Below are 20,753 nucleotides of genomic sequence, written 5' to 3'. Positions count from 1 at the left end.
TTAATAGGTCAATTGAACTTTGCGGAATGCTACTTCCGCACCCTCGGCCTGTAATGCGATCTGGCCTGAGGATACAGTGCAATTATATCCTTCATTGACGGGAATGGAATTGACCCACACTTTGATTGTATTTCCTTTACACTCAATTTTAAGGTGGTTCCATTCCCCCAATGGCTTTTCAGAGCCGTCGGTAAGGTTTTTGATCCTCCGTTCTTTTCCCTCCGTGCTTCCCCAGTTTTCTTTAGGCCCTCTCCTGGCTTCCATATCTGGTACGGTGATGTCTTCTCCAATACACCAGAAGTCGCCGGCATTTTCATGCATCATTTGCACCTCGATAGATTTGGGAAACATTTTATAAAGGATCCTTGGCCTAGATGCATGAACCAACACGCCACAATTGCCTGGTGTATTTACAAAACGATATTCCACGTCAAGCGTATAATCCTTATAAATAGCATCTGTAATAAGATGTCCGCCTGGTTTGCCCATGCTTATAAGCTCTTTATTGCGGACGAGAAAGGGACTCTTAAGGTTGGGGTCCTTATCCATATCGGGGATATCAATATGCCAACCATTGAGGTTTTTACCATTGAATAACTGAATGGACCTTGCAGTGCTGCTTAGTGGGGCGTGACAGGCTGAACAAATTGTCAAAGCCAATAATACATAAATTATATATTTCATCTTATGGTAATTTAATGAAATATTGCCACAAGGTTGGTAAATTGGAAATATGAAAAGGCTTGCATTCAAAATGAAATTATTCGAAGGTTGTGAGATAGAATATAAGAAAAGACATGATGCACTATGGCCAGAATTGAAAGAATTACTTAATGAAACCGGAGTAAGTGATTATTCCATATTTCTTGACAGCGATACGCTCACACTGTTTGGAGTTCTGAAAATAACAAACCCCAATGAAATGATAGCGCTGGCAGAACATCCCGTGATGAAAAGATGGTGGGAATATATGAAAGATATCATGGAGTCGAATCCGGATGATAGTCCCATCAGTATTCCACTTGAAGAAATATTTTATCTTCCATAAAAGTTGTATTTATGATTCATCCGCCGAAAGTTGCTCCTGCCTGAAAATCTTACCAAGCATTTCGTATAATTGGGGATGATGAATTTTAAGCAGGTCAGGTCTTTCAAAAAAATACTCTGCAACAACTGCAAAAAATTCTGTTTTATCAGTAGCTGCATAGGGATTGATATCTGAATCGTCATCAATTATCTCCTGCATTTTTTTATGAACAAGATCGATCCAGGGGATGCTGTATTGCTTTGCCAACAGTATTTCTGGAATTCCATCAATTGACCCATCAGCTTTGTCAAGAAGGTGAACGAATTCATGAATTGCTGTATTGTTCTTGTCAGTTCTATTTACAAAACCTTCGCGTAAAGCGGTTTTGCTCAACAACATCTTTCCATTCATATAACCACTACCAACCATTCCCATATAGGGACGATTTCGCCCTTCGGCCTGGAAATCTTCATTGAAATGATCTTTATATATGAGAACATTAGTGAGGTTACGATAATGCCATTCCGGAAATCCAAAAATTGGGATCACTGCACTCGCAGCAACCAGCAATTTATCCGTATCGTCAATTTCAGTACCTATTCCCTCGATGCGGGTAACTTTCAGAAAAGAAATCACCTCTTCTATAAAGCGGGACTTATCCAGTTCTGATAATTTGGCAAAATAATGAACTTCTTCATTTAGGATTGTTTCTATGTCCGACACAGGAAGATCGGGCGTTGGGTGTATTGGCCGACTTTTCCACCAGGCAAATCCAATGATAACAAGTATAAAGAAAAGCACACCAAACATTCTTATTATTAATTAGTCGCGAAATTTGATTTCATAGGATCATTATCCCCAAATTAACGTTTCACTCTTTTATAACGACAGTTCACTCCATTTTGTTCAACTATTGATTCTCGACTCTGTTACAAAAAGAAAAATCTACATCATGAAAAAAGTTTTTGAAAAAACCCGTTTCTGGGTAAGTGCCATTGCCATCGCAGGGGTTTTCTCCTTATCTGCATGTACTGAAGATAACGATGATGGTCCTGGTATGCAGGATCCCACCATAGCGGCAAGAGTTACAGGAGATGCTAATTTTTCTATCCTGGCTGCAGCAGTTACAAGGGCCGGATTGGCAGATGCTCTTAACCAGCCCGGTACGTTGACTGTTTTTGCACCTGATAATGCAGCTTTTAATGCAGCGGGTATAACTCTGGCTATGGTTAATAGTATGGCACCTGCTGACCTTGCTGCAATCCTCACCTACCATGTACTTGGGGCAAAAGTTGAGTCGGGTGGTGTTCCTGTGAGTGATGCTGTAGTAACCCTGAATGGCAAGAAGATTTTTGCATCCAGAAACGCGAACGGTGTTTTCGTGAATGGAGTTAAAGTTAAATCAGCTGACCTGGCCGCGAGTAACGGAGTTATTCATGTTATTGAGAATGTTCTGATCCCCCCAACACAAACAATTGCCGAAATTGCCAGTGGTATAGATAATTTTTCTATTCTTGTTGCCGCAGTTGTTAGAGCAGGCCTGCTGGATGCGGTATCTGGTGAAGGTAAATACACAGTTTTTGCTCCAACCAATGCAGCCTTTCAGGCAGCAGGTTTTGCGGATGCTGCAGCAATCAATGCGGCGCCTGTTGCAGATGTATTGGCAATTGTTAGTCAGCATGTAATAGCTACCAATGTATATGCCAGCGACCTGATCAACAATGCAACAGCACCAACCATTAAGGCTGGTACAACATTAACTATCAGTACTGCCCCTGCTGGAGTGAAAGTAACTGGTAGCGCCAATCCATTTAGTAATGTAGTAACTACCACTGCAGGGGCTACTTTCAATATTACTGCCACCAATGGTGTAATTCATGTGGTTGATCGTGTGATCCTTTAGAATTCAGGTACCGCGTTGTTCCTGACATAGGTTTTGTTTAGTTATTTTTTACATTTGCCAGCCAAAACTTTTACAATAATAGTTTGGCTGGCTTTTTTATGCACATTATTCAACGGAACCAGAAAATGCTTGTTAGAATTATCTAACGTGTTATAATGAGCAATCTGGCAACTAATCAATTACCAACTATTACAAGGAGGCTCAAGCTGTTTCTCAATGGGTTATTACCTGAAGAGCAAACGGCAGGTATACGATCAATAGACGAGACCCTTGACCTTCTTGAAAGGATTAAGCCTCGATTACGTTCGGTAGTTGATTACGAATCACGTTTAACTGGAACAATCGGGAAGAAACAGTTTTTTTTGCATCCACGGGATATTGCATTTTTCCAGGCGGATAATAAGATTGTTTTTATAATTACGCTTGATGGTACGCGTTATATTCATAACCAAAAACTGGAACATCTTGAGAAGATCCTGGATCCTCTTTATTTTTTTCGGATCAACCGGAGTGTAATTGTACATTCTCAGACCATAGAGCATGTGAAGCCGCATATAAATAGCCGCCTTAAAATAATATTGAAGGCAGGGTGCTCCCAGTGTGAATTTATAGTGAGCAGAGACAGGGTATCGGCTTTCAGGAATTGGGCACATTGTTAATCAGGTTTCTTTGTAAGCCCTTACCATTTCCCATTTTCCCGGTGGGCCCGGTATTTTCTCAACAGTGAATCCAACCGATTTCATAGCCCTTCTTACCAACCCCTTACTGCAATAGGTAACCAGTATCCCATTAATTTCCATCTTTTCGAAAATCATACGGAAAATATCAGTAGTCCATAATTCCGGCTGAACCTTAGGTGCAAAAGCATCAAAATAAACAAGGTGAAATCGGGTATCTGTTTGCAATTCTGATAATTGCAGTCGATACTTTATCAGTGTGAAATTTTCATTGATCCTGATTTGATTATTCCAATCAGCTGTATGCATTTCAAGGAATAATTCAGAAAGATCATGTCTGTTTAAAAGAGTACAATAATTAATTCTGGATATGGTTTCTATATCCACAGGATATGCTTCAACTGTTTCATATCGAATAGTTTTATCACCCCCTGAAGCCATTGTCATTAAAGCATTCAGTCCGGTTCCGAAACCCATCTCCAGGATATTTATTTTATCATGTTTCGTTGCAATGATATCAAGACCGGATTCAATAAAAACATGTTTTGATTCCTGTATTGCACCATGAGTGGAATGATAGGTGACCTGCATGGAGGGGATTGCAATGGTATGTGATCCATCTGCAGTTGTTCGAAGGATTCTTTCCATGCTGTAAAGTTATTATTTACTTTCGGGTATGGGCTATCTTGAACATCTTTCCAAAGACAAGAAACTCGCACCGGTACTCACTGGCGCACCGTACAAATTAAAGAAGCAGAAGCTGGTCTACCTCCATCTCTGTGGTTCCATTATGAGTCAGCAGTTATCAACCAAAGTAGCAGCTGTTATATGGAAACGCTTTCTCGCACTTTTTGAGGATGAGAGCCCAACCCCTGAACAAATCCTTGCGATTCCATACGAAACGCTAAGAGGAATTGGCCTATCGAATGCCAAAGCAAATTATGTTCAGAATGTTGCTCGTTTTACTATGGAGCAGGGGATGGAATGGGACCATCTGAAGAAAATGAATGATGAAGAAGTGGTTAGTCACCTCATACAAATCAAAGGGGTTGGAAGGTGGACAACAGAAATGCTGCTGATGTTTGCCCTTGGGCGCGAAGATGTGTTTGCTGTTGATGACCTGGGCATACAAACAGCTATGAAAAAGCTTTATAAACTGGATGATTCTAATAAGAAAGATTTCAGGGAAAAGTTGCTAAAGATTTCTAAGAAATGGTCGCCGTACCGCACATACGCCTGCCTGCACCTTTGGAACTGGAAAGATACCGCTCCTGTTAAGAATGCAACTTCCAGTTAAGTTTTTCAATCTCTATTAAAAAAAGAAACCATGATCATGACTACCACACCTGGCATTGAAGGTCGGCCAGTTCAGCAATACCTGGGCATTGTAACGGCAGAAACCATTATTGGCGCCAATGTTATAAAGGATATTTTTGCCGGACTCCGTGATTTCTTTGGAGGTCGTTCAGCAACTTATGAAAAAGTTCTGCAGGAGGCCAAGAATGCTGCTATGCAGGAACTGATGCATAAAGCGCAGGACCTTGGAGCAAGTGCAGTTGTGGGAGTTGACCTTGATTTTGAAACAATTGGAGCAAATGGTAGCATGCTTATGGTAATTGCAAGCGGTACTGCTGTTCGGCTGTGATCAGAGTTTTATGACACGAACGTCATGCTTCTCTATTGTTTCAATTTTAAATTTTCTATAAACTACCGGCTTCGGGTTTACCCACTCAAAGGTTAACTCGCGCGCTGCATTTACAGGAATACGATAAATTTTCTCACCCTGGAGGATCTTTATCTTTTCTTCAAAAACCAAATCACCATCCTGGTCACGTATGTATAATATTGTATTGGTGGGAGCCTCATTGTGATAGGTTGCCTTGAACAATAGCTGACCTTTTTCGGATCGCACAAATGATATATCTGCCCTTAGGCTATCTTTTGATGGGGTGGATTTATTTCTTTGAGCACTAGATTGATCCGGAGTCAGTAAAACTGCTGCTATCAGCAAAAAGAATACGCATACTAACAAGAACTTATTCATAAAATCTGCTTAGGATAATGGCAAATTAGCAGACTAGTATTAACTGAATGTGAATCCAGGGTTAAGCTATTGTTAGATAATTATTGCATACAAAAGTCTAATTATTCAGCAGGTTTATTCATTACGTTCCAAAGAAGGTCTTTTAATTCTATTAAGCCCTGCTGTGTTAGAGAAGATATGAATACATGCGGAATACCAGCTGGCATTTCCTTGCTGATGGCTTCTTTCAATTCATCATCAAGCATATCACTTTTGCTTATTGCAATTACAAATTCTTTCTGCAACATTTCGGGGTTATATTCTCGAAGCTCATTCAGTAAGATCTCAAATTCTTTACGGTGATCTTTGCTGTCGGCCGGAATCAGGAAGAGCAAAATGGAATTCCGTTCAATATGCCGAAGGAATCTATGCCCCAGCCCTCTGCCTTCTGCAGCTCCTTCAATAATTCCAGGCAGGTCTGCTATACAGAATGATCGTCCATTCCTGTATTCCACCATTCCCAGCTGCGGATTTATTGTAGTAAAAGCGTAATCAGCAATTTTTGGTTTTGCGGCTGTTATAACACTGAGCAAAGTGGATTTGCCAGCATTGGGAAAACCAACAAGTCCAACATCGGCCAAAACCTTCAGTTCAAGTATCTTGAAACCTTCAACACCTTCTTCACCGGGTTGGGAATACTCAGGTGCCTGATTTGTGGCAGTTGCAAAGTGGGCATTCCCTAGTCCGCCACGGCCCCCCTTCATCAGGATGATCTCCTGGCCGTCTTCCAGGATCTCCGCTTCTTTTTCACCCGATTCATCATCCATTACGATTGTACCTAAAGGCACATCTATATAAATATCCTTTCCACTACGGCCGGTTGAATTATTGCCACTTCCACTTTCGCCATTTTCGGCAAGAATATTCTTATGATAACGAAGGTGGAGAAGTGTCCAGAGATTTTTATTTCCCCTTAATATGATATGGGCACCCCGACCACCATCGCCACCGTCGGGACCAGCTTTAGGGTTGAACTTGGTGCGCATAAAATGTTTACTACCCGCGCCACCATGGCCACTGCGGCAAAATACCTTGATCTGGTCTACAAAATTTGATTTCTCTGACACGATTATTCGCTGTTGATTTGCGAAGGTAAACCTAATTCCATTAAGGCCAGAACCTTGCCTTAGCTATCGTTCCCCTTTAAAGATTGCCAGGTTTCGTAGAGTTTTTCCTGAGGTGGCCTGTCATTTGGTATAACCGAAAGAGGTTCGCATGGCTGACTATGCGCATGCATCTCTGCAGGTAATGCCTGATATAAAGACGTTCCCTTTGTTTTCCATTCAAGCATTTCATCATTTACCTCCCCGATGATCCTGGCCGGATTGCCAACCACCAAACTTCTCTCCGGAATCTTTTTTCCCTGCTTTACGAATGACAAACCGCCAACAATTGAACCGTCGCCCAGATCTACATTGTCCATGATCACAGCATTCATCCCTACCAGGCAGTTACGACCGATTTGTGCACCATGAATAATGGCACCATGTCCAATATGTGCACCTTCTTTGAGTAATACCGTAACGCCGGGGAACATATGAATGGTACAGTTCTCCTGCACGTTGCAACCGTCTTCCAGGATAATTCCCCCCCAGTCACCACGAAGTGCTGCACCAGGACCGATATAACAGTTTTTCCCAATGATCACATTTCCTGTAACACATGCCTGGGGATGCACATATGATGAAGGGTGTACTACGGGAACAAAGCCCTTGAATGAATAGAACATATTATAAACTACAAACTTGGTTCAAATACAGCTGCCGTGGAAGGAGCTGTTTCCTGTTTCTTTTTTTAAGGTCGTTTTCCGGTTGCGTTTTCAGTAAGTCTTTGGTTTATGGGTTGGCATCAAAATACTGCGTCAAGCTGTATTAACCGGATACTATAAGTTACCATTAATTCCTTAGCTTTTTACCTGTTCTGAAACATGTGCCTTTGAATAATGCAACTTGCTCGCCGCGCTGGTTGGTTATTGTTACCAGGTAAACCCCGGTACTTCTGCCATTATGAATTTCTTTGGCTTCCGCTGTGAGGGTGTCCCCAATATTTACTGCTTTAATGAAACTGGTGGTAACATCCAGTGCTACTGAGAGATTATTGCGGTTATTGCAGGCAAATGCAAAGGCGCTGTCTCCAAGACTGAAAGCAATTCCTCCGTGGGCTATACCGAATCCATTCACCATTTCTTTTCTAACTGTCATACGTATGAGACTATAACCTTCGCTGGCAGCTATCAGTTCTATTCCAAGCCATTGACTGAAGAAATCATTCTCCATCATGTGGTCAACTACCAGCCGGAATTCAGACCTTATATTCGTATCCATAAATTATTTTCCTTTGAAAACCGGCACCCTTTTTTCTAAAAATGCCTGAACACCCTCTTTAAAATCTTCTGAAGTAGCCGCACGCTGCTGAAGTTTATCTTCATTTTGCAATTGTTCTATGAGCGTATGGGTTTGTGACCATTGCAAAGCTTTTTTAGTATGAGCTAAACCAACTGTGGGCATGGAAGCCAGGGTTGATGTGATTTTATCAACCTCTGCAGCAAAGCTTTCATCATCATAATATTTATATATCATTCCCAATCGTTCTGCTTCTTCAGAGGTTATTTTATCACCCATCATCATCAGCGCACTTGCTTTCTGGTGGCCCACCAGTCGGGGAAGAAAGAAGGTGCCTCCACTGTCTGGAATCAATCCGATTTTAGAAAAGGCCTGTATGAATGATGCTGAGCGGGCGGCTACAACAATATCGCAGCAAAGCGCAATATTAGCACCTGCACCGGCAGCTACCCCGTTCACAGCTGCAACTACTGGTTTGCGTAAATCGCGTATGGCCAGAATTATTGGATTATAGTGTTCTGATAATATCCTTGCCATGCCTGGGCCCTGGGGATCCACCACTTCTGCAAGGTCCTGTCCTGCACTAAACGCCTTGCCCATACCAGTTATAACCACACAGCGGGTCTCGTCAGATTGGCATTGCTTTAGTACATCCTGCATTTCTAAGGCCATTTCACGATTGAAAGAATTTAGTTTGTCAGGCCTGTTAAAGGTGATCCTTGCAATTCCACTGAGCGATTCAAATATTATGGATGACATGATGATCTGAAATTAGTGATGTATTGGAAACATTGTAGAATCAATGGCATTTAAAATAGTCAAAAGGCTCCTGGCAATCACCACATTTATAAAGAGACTTGCAGGCGGTAGAACCAAATTCACTAATCATTCTAGTATTCCATGACCTGCAATGAGGGCACTGAACTGCTTCTTCTCTTTGGAAATATGCGGGTGTGCACACCTGTTGTTTAGCATTTGGCGGAGCAATACCATAGGCCTGAAGCTTTTCCTTGCCAGCTTCTGTCATCCATTCAGTAGTCCAGGCGGGGGAAAGAACCGTTTTTAATATCACGGGACCAAATCCCTTTTCCAACAAAATCATTCTAATATTCATGCTGATTACATCCATGGCCGGACAACCAGTATACGTAGGGGTAATCATTAGCTCAACAGATTTGCCTGATACGATGACATTACGAATAATACCAAGATCAATAACCGAAAGCACAGGTACTTCCGGATCAGGAACTTCTTCCAGCAATTTCCATACCGTGTTAGCTACTGGATCATTAATAGCCGATTGCTTATTATCGTTTATAGCTTCCATTTACCATTCACTATTGGGATAAGCTCTTTGGAGGTACTGCATCTCTGCAAGAAGAAATCCAAGATGTTCCGTATGTACACCATTCTTACCACCCTGCTGCATCCAGGTGTTTGTCGGCAATTCCAATGTAGTAGTTTTAAATGTATCAGTTATCTTTTCCAACCAGGCCTGCTTTATATCATTTAAGAAAGGAGCTATTCCTGCTGAGGCCATTTCATTTTCATAATCGGCAGGATGAAATAATTCACCCGTGAAAGCCCAAAGGCTCTCTATTGCGTTAATCATTCGTTGCCTACTTTCATTAGTACCATCTCCCAATCGGATGATCCATTCCCCACTCCAGCGAACATGATATAAAACTTCTTTCAAAGACTTCTCAGCGATTGCAGCTAATTGCATGTCGCTGCTTTTCTGCATCCCCCTGTAAAGTTGTTCCTGGTATGCGCTGAATAAAAATTGCCTTGTGACAGTACGGGCCCAATCGCCATTGAGTTGCTCAACGAGTAAACAGTTCCTAAACTCATTTACATCACGCAAATAAGCCAGGTCGTCTTCATCAATTTCACCGGGAACCTGTTGAAAAGCAGGTGAGTTAATCAGAAATGATAATGCATCATTATTCTTATTGAATAGTAATGCTGCATATTGATATAAATTTCTTGATTGTCCAATAAGATCAAGAGCAATATTTGAAATAGCGATGTCCTGTTCGAGGTTTGGCCCATGACCAGTCCATTCGCTATTGCGATGACCAAGTATAAGCGCATTGTCTGCAAGATGAAGTGTATACAGGAAAAGTTCTCGGTTCATAATATTTACTCTATCTACTGCTTTTACATATGTTTCAATTCATCCGGCAAGTCATAAAATGTGGGATGCCTGTATATCTTGTCATTGGCAGGATCATACAAACTTTCAGCATCATCGGGGTTAGATGCATGAATATGTTTGCTCTCCACCACCCAAATACTTACACCTTCCTGTCGTCTTGTATATACATCACGGGCATTCTCTATGGCCATTTGTGCATCGGCAGCATGCAGGCTGCCAACATGTTTATGGTCAAGCCCTTGCTTACTTCTGATAAAAACTTCCCACAGAGGCCAGTCGCGAGATAGATCCTCAAAGCCACCACCCATACCTGTGCCTGATGATTTTACTCCCTCCCGGTCACCATAATCACCATATAATTGATTTTTGATATAGTATTTCATAACGCTATATTTTATGTTGCTATCAGGCAACTGATCTTTCTGTTTTCTTTCGCTGTTTCTCTGCATATGCCATTGCTGCATCTCTTACCCAGGCGCCCTCTTCATGTGCTTTTATGCGATCTGCAAGCCTCTCGCGGTTGCATGGTCCGTTACCGCTCACCACATTCCAGAACTCCTGCCAGTCAATAGTGCCGAAATCATAGTGTCCCTTCTCCTCATTCCACATTAAATTATCATCAGGCAGCTTCATGCCCAACATCTTTACCTGTTCTGCACACACATCAACAAATTTCTGTCGCAGTTCATCATTAGTAAACCTTTTGATTTTCCATTTCATGCTTTGCGCAGTATGAGGTGATGCATCATCTGAGGGACCAAACATCATCACACTCGGCCACCACCAGCGGTTTATAGCATCCTGGCACATTGCACGCTGGGCTTCAGTTCCCCTGCTTAAGGTTAACAAAATTTCAAACCCCTGACGTTGGTGAAAACTTTCTTCCTTACATACCCGAACCATGGCTCGGGCATAAGGACCGTAGGATGTTCGCGTTAGCGGAACCTGGTTCATGATAGCAGCACCATCAACAAGCCACCCTATTGCACCAATATCCGCCCATGACAATGTTGGGTAGTTAAATATGCTGGAATATTTCGCTTTACCAGAATGGAGTTGGTCGATCATTTCTGCCCGGCTTGTACCGAGCGTTTCAGCGGCACTATACAAATAGAGTCCATGACCGGCTTCATCCTGAACTTTAGCAATAAGAGTAGCCTTTCTCCTGAGAGATGGGGCACGGGTAATCCAGTTACCTTCAGGCAACATTCCCACTATTTCACTGTGTGCGTGTTGCGAAATTTGCCTGACAAGGGTCTGGCGGTATTTCTCCGGCATCCAGTCGCGGGGTTCAATTCTAATCTCCTCATCGATCTTACCCTGAAAATATTGCTCCTGACTTTGATTCATTTGCGTTGTTTCCATCCTTCAAATTTAGGAAATTAAACTAACAATTGTTAGTACCCATCTGACGTATGTCGCTACTTAAATTCGAACATATGTCCTGACATATGTCAGACGGATATTATTTGGTATCGAAATCCACCACAACTGAATCTGTTCGTGGATGGCTCTGGCAGGTTAGTATAAATCCTGCCGCCAACTCATCGGGTTCAAGTGCATAGTTAATGTCCATTGATACCTTTCCGCTAATAAGTTTTGCCCGGCAAGTGGCACAAACTCCTCCTTTGCACGCATAAGGCAGATCGGCACCTTGCTTTAATGCTGCATCTAAAATAGATATGCTATTATAGGGAAGTTCGAAATCAAAACCAATGCCATCCAGCCTTACTGATACCCTGGCAACGGGTCCATCATTTTTAATATCCGGGGTCGTGATTGTGGTATCTTTTAGTTTCTGTCCTGGTGTTGTAAAGAGTTCGAAATGGATTTTTTGTGCGGCAACTCCATTATTCAATAAATAATCACGAACAGAAAATATCATTTCTTCCGGTCCACATATAAAGAACTGGTCCGTAGCTGGAATATTCACCAACTGCTTTGAAAGTTCGGCCACTTTTTCTGCATTGATACGGCCAGCATTAACAGCTGAATCAGTGCGTTCACGACTAAGTACATGGATCACACGGAATCGGTTGATGAATCGGTTCTTCAACGCTTCCAGGACTTCCTTAAAAATGATGGATCCTCTGTTACGGTTTCCATAAACAAGAGTGAAATTACTTTTAGGCTCAGTAGCAAGGGTTGTGCGGATTATAGATAGTATGGGAGTGATTCCGCTACCTGCGGCGAAGGCCAGATAACTTTTCTTATGATTGGCATCCAGGTCAGTATGAAATTTTCCAGTGGGAGGAAGCACCTCAAGACTATCACCCTTACGAAGTTTTTCATTAGCAAACTTTGAGAAACGACCATCCTGTACTGATTTAACAGCCACCCTGAGTTCATTATCAAACGGGGAAGAACAAATGGAATAAGAACGCCGGATCTCTTCTCCATTTATGTTGGTGCGTACTGTAATGTTTTGTCCCTCCCTGAATCGAAAGGTCTCCTTTAGGTTATCCGGTATGTCAAAGGCAATTGAAACACAATCATTGGTTTCTTTTCGAATATCGCAGATGGTAAGCTTGTGGAAATGGATAGACATTGCAATCGTTCTAATAATAACGTGAATAACCTTGTGTGAAGGTGATTATGCTTTAAGTCCTTCGATCATGATGAGGACCATATTTTCTTCAAGTTGTTTGGGACTAATCTTTTCCTTGCTTCGATGCCAGCTTTCTATGCCATTTACAGCATGGAGCATTATCAATACAACGGTAGGGGCATCCACGTCCTTGATCTCTTTGTTTGAAATGCCTTCTTCAATGATTCCGGCTATCCTCTTTCTGTATGCACGGCGTTGGTTGTGATAGTTTGAAAGATATGGGTCGGATAGGTGGCGCCATTCACGATCGGCCACAATCACCATTTCATAATGATTGAACATTTGTTGGATATGGAATCGCAGAATCGCCTCCACCTTGCGGATATTAGCGAGACCACTCGCTTCGATCTCATCACATTTCTGGTTGAAGGCATTGGCCACCTTGAAACATATCTCCTGCAATAGTTCTTCTTTACTCTGAATATGGTTATAAAGACTAGCGGCCTCAACACCAACTGCTTCTGCGAGATCACGCATAGAAGCAGCTTTAAAGCCTTTTTCCCGGAAGAGCCTGGTGGCTGCATCCACAATCACTTCTTTCTTGGTACCGTTGGTTTTGCTTTTGATCTTAGCCATAACATCCAAATATACAAACGAACAGCTGTTAGTTGCATGCCCCTATTCCCCACAAACCCAATATTTTGGAAAAAATCGGCTAGTTTTGCGCCGGTTTATGGTTTTAAACCGGTTCCACAGCAATTTCTAAGGGCTGGATTTACATTTTTAACCGTAAGCTTCAAACCTCAAACAACAAACCTCTTATATGTCTTTAATAGTTGTGGGTACTATGGCCTTTGATGCCATTGAAACGCCTTTCGGAAAAAGTGGCCAGATCGTTGGTGGTTCCGCTACTTATGTAGCTTGGAGTGCTTCAAATTTTGTACGTCCGGTAAATCAGATTTCAGTGATTGGATATGATTTTCCACAGGAGGAGCTTAATGCCCTTGCAGCCCGCGGAGTTCAATTAGAAGGGGTACAAATAAAACAGGACGAGAAATCGTTCTTCTGGGCGGGAAAATATCACCTTGATATGAATACCCGCGATACGTTAGACACCCAGTTAAATGTGTTGGCCAATTTTGATCCTGTAGTACCAGACAGTTACCAGGGATCGGAATTTCTTATGTTAGGAAACCTGATGCCCAGCCTCCAGCTGAGTGTGATAAAGCAATTAAAACAACGTCCGAAGTTAATAGTAATGGATACGATGAATTTCTGGATGGATATTGCTATGCCCGATCTTGAGGAAGTGTTAAAGGAAGTGGATGTTTTGATGTTGAATGATAGCGAAGCGCGTCAGCTGAGTGGCCAATTCTCGTTGGTAAAGGCTGCAAAAGAGATCAGAAAAATGGGCCCTAAATATGTTGTTATCAAAAAGGGCGAGCACGGTGCCCTTTTATTCCACGATGAGAATGTATTCTTTGCTCCTGCTTTGCCCCTGGAAGATGTATTTGATCCTACAGGAGCCGGGGATACCTTTGCTGGTGGTTTCATTGGTCATCTTGCTGCTACTAAGGACATCTCTTTCGAAAATATGAAAACCGCAATAATAAAAGGTTCTGCCCTTGCATCCTTTTGCGTGGAGAAATTTGGCACAACCAGAATGAAAGAAATAACTATTTCGGATATTGATCAGCGTGTACAACAGTTTGTTGACCTCGTAAACTTCGACATAACACTCACAAATAATATTTGATCGTCAGAAATTTTTATTGGCAAGCGTTACCGCAAAACGGTAACGCTTTGTTTTTCCTGTTAATTGAAATACATCAGTTGAAATAATATAGATACCAGGACCTGCTTTTTTGCCTTTATCATCCAGTCCGTCCCAGCTGAATTTCCCCTCCCTGCCACAGAGAACATTATTCGCCAGGTGCCGTAGAACCTGACCATTACGACTAAAGATGCGGATGGTAGCTATTGTTCCCGTTTCCTGAAAACGATACTTTATTTCGCAATCCTCTTCAATTCCATCCCCATCAGGTGAAAAGAGGGACGGTTCAGGCCATACTTCATCGTCATGGATCTGGTTGCTTATATGTTGAGAATTTTGGTATCCAGGAGTGCCATATCCTGAATGCATAGCGGCCGAGTACCAATTATTTTTGTCTTGTGTTTCAGCGCGGGGATTGATCTTTTCCAGTGATACACCATCTCTTATTCTCACTAGTTCAGAATGCCAGTTTTCATTATACTTAAGTTCATCAATCACTTTCATTGCTGTATCCAGTAGAACTATATTTCCTGTTTCATTAGGCCATGACGGAAGTGATGCAATAGTGATCACTTGTGATGGAGCCTTAAGATGATACTTATTGCCAACCCATGCAAGATCTGTCGTGAACGCCATATGATCACCAGGGAACAGATAACGGGTAGACTCACCGAGAGGCTTCACTGAACTTATCTCTGCTCTGCTATTTCGGTTTCCTACGCGTATATATTTTAGGTCAATTATTTTATCGCCATTATTATATATCTCAAAATAATCACTCCCCCCAGGAGGGGGGTCATTCATGATCTCGTTGATTATGATATTATCCGGAAAAGTGTGGGGAATACCTGTTTTGGTTCCATTGAAAGCACTTAAGGGTTCCTGTAAACAATTTTGCAGGTCTCTGGCAGTGATATTATAGATTTTACCTGGTTCCATAGCATCGTTTAACTCTAAGCGGATCAAATTATAGAATGGTGACAATGAAAACACATCATTAATCGGGATAGCCGGTTCCAGAATATATCTTTCCCTCAATCTTGCAGAAGCAGTGTCAACAGAATCATTAAATACCAATATTATATTCATGGAATCCAAAGTATATGCATGCAATAAGCTGAAATGTTTAGGATCAGGTATTGAAGTTGGGGAATTATTGGGTATGCCCGGACTGCCACCCAGAGTGTTACTACTAGCGATCCAATTAGATAGGATGGAACATGCTGCTTTTACATCCACAAGCTCATAACTCCAGCCACCATCTCTTTTATGGGCTGGCATTACTATAGGATTATAACTTACTGCATGATGTATAGCTGAATCTCTATCATAAAGAATAAGAGTATCGCCATCATTCAGAAGAGTGGGGAAGCGCTCAATCCCCCAAACTCTGCTATAAACCTGCAAATGGGTAACTGATTGTTTACCGCAGATAATAATTATGCTGTCTTTTTCGAGTACCACACCATCTGGAATAATAGCTGGATTGCGCCCGGTTCCCAGACCCCAACCCGAGAGATCAATGCGTTCACCGCTAATATTTGTTAGTTCAATGTATTCCTCCGGAGGCAGTGCAACCGCGGGAACCGGGTCTGCCATAATTTCTGTTATTACAACCTTTAACCCTTGCCCAGAAAGAGTTTGAGTGCAGAGAATGAGCATTAGTAGAATGGATTTACAAAGCATATCATAAAGCTCGTTTTTGCCCGGATGATATGCAATAGCAAAATAATATTTGGGTGAAAAAACCCTTCACTGTATTTTCGTATTCATGGCAATGATGAAACATACTACGAAGATTAAGAAACAGCTCCCACAGCAGGAAGGTGTTTGATAGTCGTATATGTTCGTATAAATAGACTCAAGCCTTCCCATCAGGGAAGGCTTTTTTTTAAACAATAAAGCAAGCAAAACGAAAATGAAAGTCGCAGTTGTGGGTGCCACCGGTCTTGTTGGCACCAAAATGTTACAGGTTCTGGCAGAGCGGAATTTTCCCCTCACCGATCTACTGCCCGTGGCCTCTGAAAGGTCAGTTGGAAAAGAAGTTGTGTTTAAGGGAAAATCATACAAAGTTGTTAGTATGGAAGATGCTATCTCAGCTAAACCTGATGTCGCATTGTTTTCTGCAGGAGGTAGTACCTCTCTTGAATGGGCACCCAAATTTGCGGAAGCAGGTATAACGGTAATTGACAATTCTTCCGCGTGGCGTATGGATCCCTCAAAACCACTTATTGTACCGGAAATCAATGCTGATGTTTTGACATCTGCGGACAAGATTATTGCCAATCCCAATTGTTCTACCATTCAGATGGTTGTAGCATTGAACCCCCTTCACAAAAAATATGGTATCAGAAGACTTGTTGTGTCTACATATCAAAGTGTTACCGGAACAGGCGTGAAAGCGGTTACTCAATTAATGAACGAACGCGAAGGCATCGAAGGGGAGATGGCATATAAATATCCCATCGATCTTAATGTTATTCCTCAGATTGATGTGTTCATGGATAATGGCTACACTAAAGAGGAAATGAAAATGGTAAATGAAACCAAAAAGATAATGCGCGATGATAGTATAAGAGTTACTGCTACCACAGTAAGAATACCAGTAATGGGTGGACATAGCGAAAGTGTAAATGTGGAATTCAATAAGGATTTTGATCTCAATGAAATAAGGTCTCTCTTATCTGAAGCTCCGGGCGTTATTTTGGTTGATGATCCTGCAAATGCACAATATCCTATGCCAAAAGATGCACATGAAAAGGATGACGTATTTGTTGGCAGGCTTCGTCGTGATGAGTCACAACCAAATACATTAAACATGTGGATCGTCAGTGATAATTTGCGCAAAGGTGCTGCTACTAATGCGGTTCAGATAGCAGAATATTTATTGAAAAAAAAGCTTTTATAATTCAATAGGAATAAGTAAGATTTAAGATTTAACCTTAGAAATCTTAAATCTTACCTCTTACCTTACCTCTTACCTTACCTGTTACCTATCTCAGTCTTCCAAAGCCCTGTTCAGAAACTGCAATAGAGGCTGCAATGTTTCAAAAGAATATAGAATTGTTTTAATGAGTGTTTTATCAACCAGATCCTCATCAGATAATGGTTTATCAGCTATATAACTTTTAAACAAAAGGTAAGGTGCCGCTGAACTGTCTTTATCAAAACCCTGCGGAACGCGGGAGAGCTTAACACCCTCCCATTCAGAAAGGGAACCGAATACCGATTTGAATTTTTTGGATTGGAGGATTTTAGTGAATTCCTCGAGGTTATAATCGATTTCCTGCCTAACTTTTTTAAGTGCAGGAGGCATAGGTACATATAATCCGCCTCCTGTAAAGCTTTGGCCTGGTTCGATATGGATATAGTAACCAGCCAGACCAGATTTTTTTCCACCCCCATTTATACTTGCTCCGAAATTTGTTTTGTAGGGTGATTTATCGTTACTGAAACGAACATCGCGGTTGATACGGAACATGCACTCCTTTGCCTTCAGGTCGGCAATCAAAGGATCCTTTTTGCCATGCATATCAATGACTGACTGAACCATCTGTTCCATATCTTTTTTAGCATGCTCATATACCTTTCGATGTTCATCAAACCAGGGCTTATTGTTGTTTTTCTTCAATGATTTCAGAAAAATGACGGTTGATTTTTGTAGCATACTTCAAAGTTGCAATAAATTTCTAATACTATTAATTGGTCGTGAGTTGCTGCTGATTGCTTAATTTAAAGCAACATATGAAAGAGATAACCTTGAGAAGCGCTGAATGGTTTGGCCGGGAGGGTAAAGACGGCTTTATTTACAGGGCATGGATGAAAAACCAGGGCATACCTGATGAAGCCTTTAATAATAAACCCGTCATAGGTATTTGCAATACCTGGAGTGAGCTTACACCCTGTAATGCGCACTTCCGCGAGTTGGCCGAATCGGTTAAACGGGGTATCCTGCAGGCAGGTGGTTTTCCTGTGGAATTTCCTGTTATGTCGCTCGGCGAAACACTTATCAAACCCACGGCCATGCTCTATAGGAATCTCGCCAGTATGGATGTGGAAGAATCTATCAGGGCAAACCCTCTTGACGGAGTAGTACTGCTATGCGGCTGTGATAAAACTACTCCATCCCTGGTAATGGGTGCTTGCAGTGTTGACATACCCGCAATAGTTGTTTCAGGGGGGCCGATGTTAACCGGAAATTATAAAGGACAGCATATTGGTACCAGTGATGTGTGGCGTTACCATGATGAGTTGCGTGCAAATAGGATGGAGGAAAAAGAGTTAAGGGAAATTGAATCGGCGATGTGCAGGAGTAGGGGAAGTTGTGCAGTAATGGGAACTGCATCCACGATGGCATGTATGGTTGAGTCATTGGGTTTATCGCTCCCAGGCAATGCTGCCATCCCAGCTGCAGATGCGCGTCGTAAGGTTTTAGCTGAAAGATCGGGGCTGCGCATTGTGGAAATGGTTAAGGAAAATCTCACACTTTCTTCAATTCTTACAAAAGAGGCATTTGAAAATGCAATTATGGTTAATGCTGCTATTGGCGGTTCAACTAATTTTGTAATTCATTTATTAGCAATAGCCGGTCGAATGGGTATACCACTGGAACTCTCTGAGTTAGACCCACTTTCGGCTAACATCCCTCTCCTTGTTAATCTCCAGCCCTCAGGCAATTTTTTCATGGAAGACTTTTATTATGCAGGTGGATTGCCTGTAGTTATGAAAGCACTTGAGAAACATCTTCATCCTCATTGTATAACTGCAAACGGTAAAACAGTGAAGGAAAATAATAATGACGCAAAAGGTTATAATGAAGAAGTTATTGCAAAATTTGATAGTCCTTTTAATCTATCCAGTGGCTTGGCTGTACTGAAAGGAAATCTATGTGAGAATGGCGCGGTTATAAAGCCATCAGCTGCAAGTGCCCACCTTTTGCAACATACGGGTGCTGCGGTTGTATTTGAAAATATTGAAGATTATAAAGCAAGAATTGATAGTGATGATCTGGAAGTGGATGAGTCGTCTATACTGGTATTGAAGAATGTGGGCCCAAAAGGATATCCTGGAATGCCAGAAGTGGGTAATATGGGCCTGCCAAAAAAATTGCTCGACCAAGGAATTAAGGACATGGTGCGCATTTCAGATGGGCGGATGAGTGGCACTGGCTTCGGTACAGTGGTTTTGCATGTGTCACCTGAAGCAGCATTGGGTGGTAATTTCGCAGTGATCAGAACTGGCGACATTATTACACTAGATGTCGCAAACCGAGCCCTCTCCGTTGCACTTACTGAAGAAGAACTCGCTGAAAGGAAAAATACTTTTGAACCTGCGACAACAATTACTGAAAGAGGTTATGTAAGTCTTTATATAAACCATGTTCAGCAAGCTCATTTGGGAGCAGACCTGGATTTTTTACGGGGTAACTCGGGGAGCAAGCTCAGCCGGGATTCTCATTGAGGATAAAAAAATACTGATATGAAGTTTAAGGATAAAGTAGCTCTGGTGACCGGTGCCGCGCAGGGGATCGGTTTTGAGATTTGCAGTCAGCTAGCTTCACAGGGAGCAATCGTAGTTCTGAATGATATTGACTCCGTACTTGCAGAACAAGCAGTGAATAATATAAATAAGGAATTACCGGGCTCTTGTATTTCGTTTCCCGGTGACTGCGGTGATACCGCTTTTATAACCAGAATGATAGAGACAACAATATCCCGATTTGGGCAATTAAATATCGTTATTGCTAATGCCGGTATCACTCTGTTTGGCGATTTTTTTACCTATTCCCCCCAGGATTTCAATAGGGTGATGGCCGTAAATCTCGGCGGCACATTTTTTTTGGCACAGGCGGCAGCAAGCCAAATGCGTAATCAGGGAAATGGGGGAACTATTTTATTTACATCCTCTGTGACGGGGCATCAGGCTCATAAAGACCTCGCAGCTTATAGCATGAGTAAAGCTGCCATTGAAATGTTGGCGCGTAACCTTGTAATTGAACTTTCTCCTTATGGGATAAATGTAAATGCGATTGCTCCCGGAGCCACGTTAACGGAGAGAACACTTAATGATCCGGATTATATAAAAACCTGGTCTAAGCTAACTCCGATGGGAAGGCCGGCAACAGTTAATGATATAACAGGGATTGCCCTATTTATGGTTTCTGATGGAGCGCGCCATATAACCGGCCAAACTATTGTTGTTGATGGAGGTTGGAGTTGCATAAGCCCTTCTCCATTTTAAA

At 42.0% G+C, this 20,753-nt stretch carries 25 protein-coding genes; 9 read left to right on the top strand and 16 right to left on the bottom strand.

Features of this window, described 5'->3' with window-relative positions; all coding sequences use genetic code 11:
• Entirely contained in the window at positions 1-684 is a 684-nt protein-coding gene (locus V6M43_RS12805; RefSeq protein WP_332735838.1) for a 3-keto-disaccharide hydrolase, read from the bottom strand.
• A gap of 49 nt (positions 685-733) precedes the next feature.
• Here V6M43_RS12805 and rhaM point away from each other — a divergent pair, with 49 nt between their 5' ends.
• Positions 734-1,048, top strand: a complete 315-nt coding sequence (gene rhaM, locus V6M43_RS12800) for an L-rhamnose mutarotase (RefSeq protein WP_332735836.1) — start codon at positions 734-736, stop codon at positions 1,046-1,048.
• A gap of 9 nt (positions 1,049-1,057) precedes the next feature.
• Here the strand turns inward: rhaM and V6M43_RS12795 are convergent, their stop codons facing one another.
• On the bottom strand, positions 1,058-1,837 hold the full coding sequence (locus tag V6M43_RS12795; protein WP_332735834.1) for a zinc-dependent peptidase: 780 nt from the start codon (positions 1,835-1,837) through the stop codon (positions 1,058-1,060).
• A gap of 142 nt (positions 1,838-1,979) precedes the next feature.
• Here V6M43_RS12795 and V6M43_RS12790 point away from each other — a divergent pair, with 142 nt between their 5' ends.
• Positions 1,980-2,930: a fasciclin domain-containing protein gene (locus V6M43_RS12790; RefSeq protein ID WP_332735832.1), complete on the top strand. Its 951-nt coding sequence runs from the start codon at positions 1,980-1,982 to the stop codon at positions 2,928-2,930.
• Positions 2,931-3,085: 155 nt separating this feature from the next.
• On the top strand, positions 3,086-3,589 hold the full coding sequence (locus V6M43_RS12785; protein WP_332735830.1) for a LytR/AlgR family response regulator transcription factor: 504 nt from the start codon (positions 3,086-3,088) through the stop codon (positions 3,587-3,589).
• Here the strand turns inward: V6M43_RS12785 and mnmD are convergent, their stop codons facing one another.
• Positions 3,590-4,255 carry a tRNA (5-methylaminomethyl-2-thiouridine)(34)-methyltransferase MnmD gene (gene mnmD, locus V6M43_RS12780; protein WP_332735827.1) on the bottom strand — a complete coding sequence of 222 codons (666 nt, stop codon included), beginning with the start codon at positions 4,253-4,255 and terminating at the stop codon, positions 3,590-3,592. It lies immediately after the preceding gene.
• A gap of 28 nt (positions 4,256-4,283) precedes the next feature.
• Between mnmD and V6M43_RS12775 the strand changes: the two genes are divergently transcribed.
• Together V6M43_RS12775 and V6M43_RS12770 are read left to right on the top strand one after the other, a co-directional pair.
• Complete coding sequence (locus V6M43_RS12775; protein WP_332735825.1) at positions 4,284-4,904, top strand: DNA-3-methyladenine glycosylase family protein; 621 nt, start codon at positions 4,284-4,286, stop codon at positions 4,902-4,904.
• 30 nt (positions 4,905-4,934) lie between these two features.
• A complete protein-coding gene (locus V6M43_RS12770) occupies positions 4,935-5,252 on the top strand; it encodes a heavy metal-binding domain-containing protein (RefSeq protein WP_332735823.1) in 318 nt (105 codons plus the stop codon).
• Here the strand turns inward: V6M43_RS12770 and V6M43_RS12765 are convergent, their stop codons facing one another.
• The 11 genes from V6M43_RS12765 to V6M43_RS12715 all read right to left on the bottom strand — a co-directional run bounded on the left by V6M43_RS12765 (position 5,253) and on the right by V6M43_RS12715 (position 13,374).
• A complete protein-coding gene (locus tag V6M43_RS12765) occupies positions 5,253-5,651 on the bottom strand; it encodes a hypothetical protein (protein ID WP_332735821.1) in 399 nt (132 codons plus the stop codon).
• Positions 5,652-5,752: 101 nt separating this feature from the next.
• Complete coding sequence (gene obgE / locus V6M43_RS12760) at positions 5,753-6,757, bottom strand: GTPase ObgE (protein WP_332735820.1); 1,005 nt, start codon at positions 6,755-6,757, stop codon at positions 5,753-5,755.
• A 59-nt stretch (positions 6,758-6,816) separates the two neighbouring features.
• Positions 6,817-7,419: an acyltransferase gene (locus V6M43_RS12755; RefSeq protein WP_332735818.1), complete on the bottom strand. Its 603-nt coding sequence runs from the start codon at positions 7,417-7,419 to the stop codon at positions 6,817-6,819.
• A gap of 166 nt (positions 7,420-7,585) precedes the next feature.
• Positions 7,586-8,014 (bottom strand): hydroxyphenylacetyl-CoA thioesterase PaaI, encoded by a 429-nt coding sequence (gene paaI / locus V6M43_RS12750; RefSeq protein ID WP_332735816.1) that lies wholly within the window; start codon positions 8,012-8,014, stop codon positions 7,586-7,588.
• Positions 8,015-8,017: 3 nt separating this feature from the next.
• Positions 8,018-8,791 carry an enoyl-CoA hydratase-related protein gene (locus V6M43_RS12745; RefSeq protein WP_332735815.1) on the bottom strand — a complete coding sequence of 258 codons (774 nt, stop codon included), beginning with the start codon at positions 8,789-8,791 and terminating at the stop codon, positions 8,018-8,020.
• 40 nt (positions 8,792-8,831) lie between these two features.
• Positions 8,832-9,359 (bottom strand): 1,2-phenylacetyl-CoA epoxidase subunit PaaD, encoded by a 528-nt coding sequence (gene paaD, locus V6M43_RS12740; RefSeq protein ID WP_332735813.1) that lies wholly within the window; start codon positions 9,357-9,359, stop codon positions 8,832-8,834.
• The gene (paaC, locus tag V6M43_RS12735; RefSeq protein ID WP_332735811.1) at positions 9,360-10,169 is read right to left on the bottom strand and encodes a 1,2-phenylacetyl-CoA epoxidase subunit PaaC; all 810 of its coding nucleotides are present in this window, start codon (positions 10,167-10,169) and stop codon (positions 9,360-9,362) included.
• Positions 10,170-10,192: 23 nt separating this feature from the next.
• Complete coding sequence (gene paaB / locus V6M43_RS12730; RefSeq protein ID WP_442902316.1) at positions 10,193-10,573, bottom strand: 1,2-phenylacetyl-CoA epoxidase subunit PaaB; 381 nt, start codon at positions 10,571-10,573, stop codon at positions 10,193-10,195.
• A gap of 22 nt (positions 10,574-10,595) precedes the next feature.
• Complete coding sequence (gene paaA / locus V6M43_RS12725) at positions 10,596-11,555, bottom strand: 1,2-phenylacetyl-CoA epoxidase subunit PaaA (RefSeq protein WP_332735809.1); 960 nt, start codon at positions 11,553-11,555, stop codon at positions 10,596-10,598.
• A 100-nt stretch (positions 11,556-11,655) separates the two neighbouring features.
• A complete protein-coding gene (gene paaE / locus V6M43_RS12720; protein ID WP_332735807.1) occupies positions 11,656-12,738 on the bottom strand; it encodes a 1,2-phenylacetyl-CoA epoxidase subunit PaaE in 1,083 nt (360 codons plus the stop codon).
• Between the two features lie 45 nt (positions 12,739-12,783).
• On the bottom strand, positions 12,784-13,374 hold the full coding sequence (locus V6M43_RS12715; RefSeq protein WP_332735805.1) for a TetR/AcrR family transcriptional regulator: 591 nt from the start codon (positions 13,372-13,374) through the stop codon (positions 12,784-12,786).
• A 187-nt stretch (positions 13,375-13,561) separates the two neighbouring features.
• Between V6M43_RS12715 and V6M43_RS12710 the strand changes: the two genes are divergently transcribed.
• Positions 13,562-14,494, top strand: a complete 933-nt coding sequence (locus V6M43_RS12710) for a PfkB family carbohydrate kinase (RefSeq protein WP_332735804.1) — start codon at positions 13,562-13,564, stop codon at positions 14,492-14,494.
• Between the two features lie 3 nt (positions 14,495-14,497).
• Here the strand turns inward: V6M43_RS12710 and V6M43_RS12705 are convergent, their stop codons facing one another.
• On the bottom strand, positions 14,498-16,174 hold the full coding sequence (locus V6M43_RS12705; RefSeq protein WP_332735802.1) for a lamin tail domain-containing protein: 1,677 nt from the start codon (positions 16,172-16,174) through the stop codon (positions 14,498-14,500).
• A gap of 256 nt (positions 16,175-16,430) precedes the next feature.
• Here V6M43_RS12705 and V6M43_RS12700 point away from each other — a divergent pair, with 256 nt between their 5' ends.
• Complete coding sequence (locus V6M43_RS12700) at positions 16,431-17,420, top strand: aspartate-semialdehyde dehydrogenase (protein ID WP_332735800.1); 990 nt, start codon at positions 16,431-16,433, stop codon at positions 17,418-17,420.
• A 90-nt stretch (positions 17,421-17,510) separates the two neighbouring features.
• On the opposite strand, the gene V6M43_RS12695 is transcribed toward V6M43_RS12700, so the two are convergent.
• Entirely contained in the window at positions 17,511-18,179 is a 669-nt protein-coding gene (locus V6M43_RS12695; protein ID WP_332735798.1) for a DUF2461 domain-containing protein, read from the bottom strand.
• A gap of 77 nt (positions 18,180-18,256) precedes the next feature.
• On the opposite strand from V6M43_RS12695, the gene V6M43_RS12690 reads away from it, so the two are divergent.
• The gene (locus tag V6M43_RS12690; RefSeq protein ID WP_332735796.1) at positions 18,257-19,972 is read left to right on the top strand and encodes an IlvD/Edd family dehydratase; all 1,716 of its coding nucleotides are present in this window, start codon (positions 18,257-18,259) and stop codon (positions 19,970-19,972) included.
• Positions 19,973-19,990: 18 nt separating this feature from the next.
• Positions 19,991-20,752, top strand: a complete 762-nt coding sequence (locus V6M43_RS12685; RefSeq protein WP_332735794.1) for an SDR family NAD(P)-dependent oxidoreductase — start codon at positions 19,991-19,993, stop codon at positions 20,750-20,752.
• Position 20,753: the final 1 nt, after the last annotated feature.

This window comes from Flavihumibacter sp. (genome assembly GCF_036676075.1).
In the GTDB taxonomy this organism is placed as follows: Bacteria; Bacteroidota; Bacteroidia; order Chitinophagales; family Chitinophagaceae; genus Flavihumibacter.
Note: the sequence above shows the minus strand (reverse complement) of the source record. Positions and strands in the feature narration are given on the sequence as shown.

What these genes read in the sequence shown, in the direction of transcription:
- V6M43_RS12805 (WP_332735838.1), bottom strand. Translation starts at nt 684, where the DNA reads ATGAAATATATAATTTATGTATTATTGGCTTTGACAATTTGTTCAGCC.
- rhaM (WP_332735836.1), top strand. Translation starts at nt 734, where the DNA reads ATGAAAAGGCTTGCATTCAAAATGAAATTATTCGAAGGTTGTGAGATA.
- V6M43_RS12795 (WP_332735834.1), bottom strand. Translation starts at nt 1,837, where the DNA reads ATGTTTGGTGTGCTTTTCTTTATACTTGTTATCATTGGATTTGCCTGG.
- V6M43_RS12790 (WP_332735832.1), top strand. Translation starts at nt 1,980, where the DNA reads ATGAAAAAAGTTTTTGAAAAAACCCGTTTCTGGGTAAGTGCCATTGCC.
- V6M43_RS12785 (WP_332735830.1), top strand. Translation starts at nt 3,086, where the DNA reads ATGAGCAATCTGGCAACTAATCAATTACCAACTATTACAAGGAGGCTC.
- mnmD (WP_332735827.1), bottom strand. Translation starts at nt 4,255, where the DNA reads ATGGAAAGAATCCTTCGAACAACTGCAGATGGATCACATACCATTGCA.
- V6M43_RS12775 (WP_332735825.1), top strand. Translation starts at nt 4,284, where the DNA reads ATGGGCTATCTTGAACATCTTTCCAAAGACAAGAAACTCGCACCGGTA.
- V6M43_RS12770 (WP_332735823.1), top strand. Translation starts at nt 4,935, where the DNA reads ATGATCATGACTACCACACCTGGCATTGAAGGTCGGCCAGTTCAGCAA.
- V6M43_RS12765 (WP_332735821.1), bottom strand. Translation starts at nt 5,651, where the DNA reads ATGAATAAGTTCTTGTTAGTATGCGTATTCTTTTTGCTGATAGCAGCA.
- V6M43_RS12755 (WP_332735818.1), bottom strand. Translation starts at nt 7,419, where the DNA reads ATGTTCTATTCATTCAAGGGCTTTGTTCCCGTAGTACACCCTTCATCA.
- paaI (WP_332735816.1), bottom strand. Translation starts at nt 8,014, where the DNA reads ATGGATACGAATATAAGGTCTGAATTCCGGCTGGTAGTTGACCACATG.
- V6M43_RS12745 (WP_332735815.1), bottom strand. Translation starts at nt 8,791, where the DNA reads ATGTCATCCATAATATTTGAATCGCTCAGTGGAATTGCAAGGATCACC.
- paaD (WP_332735813.1), bottom strand. Translation starts at nt 9,359, where the DNA reads ATGGAAGCTATAAACGATAATAAGCAATCGGCTATTAATGATCCAGTA.
- paaC (WP_332735811.1), bottom strand. Translation starts at nt 10,169, where the DNA reads ATGAACCGAGAACTTTTCCTGTATACACTTCATCTTGCAGACAATGCG.
- paaB (WP_442902316.1), bottom strand. Translation starts at nt 10,573, where the DNA reads ATGAAATACTATATCAAAAATCAATTATATGGTGATTATGGTGACCGG.
- paaA (WP_332735809.1), bottom strand. Translation starts at nt 11,555, where the DNA reads ATGGAAACAACGCAAATGAATCAAAGTCAGGAGCAATATTTTCAGGGT.
- paaE (WP_332735807.1), bottom strand. Translation starts at nt 12,738, where the DNA reads ATGTCTATCCATTTCCACAAGCTTACCATCTGCGATATTCGAAAAGAA.
- V6M43_RS12715 (WP_332735805.1), bottom strand. Translation starts at nt 13,374, where the DNA reads ATGGCTAAGATCAAAAGCAAAACCAACGGTACCAAGAAAGAAGTGATT.
- V6M43_RS12710 (WP_332735804.1), top strand. Translation starts at nt 13,562, where the DNA reads ATGTCTTTAATAGTTGTGGGTACTATGGCCTTTGATGCCATTGAAACG.
- V6M43_RS12705 (WP_332735802.1), bottom strand. Translation starts at nt 16,174, where the DNA reads ATGCTCATTCTCTGCACTCAAACTCTTTCTGGGCAAGGGTTAAAGGTT.
- V6M43_RS12700 (WP_332735800.1), top strand. Translation starts at nt 16,431, where the DNA reads ATGAAAGTCGCAGTTGTGGGTGCCACCGGTCTTGTTGGCACCAAAATG.
- V6M43_RS12695 (WP_332735798.1), bottom strand. Translation starts at nt 18,179, where the DNA reads ATGCTACAAAAATCAACCGTCATTTTTCTGAAATCATTGAAGAAAAAC.
- V6M43_RS12690 (WP_332735796.1), top strand. Translation starts at nt 18,257, where the DNA reads ATGAAAGAGATAACCTTGAGAAGCGCTGAATGGTTTGGCCGGGAGGGT.
- V6M43_RS12685 (WP_332735794.1), top strand. Translation starts at nt 19,991, where the DNA reads ATGAAGTTTAAGGATAAAGTAGCTCTGGTGACCGGTGCCGCGCAGGGG.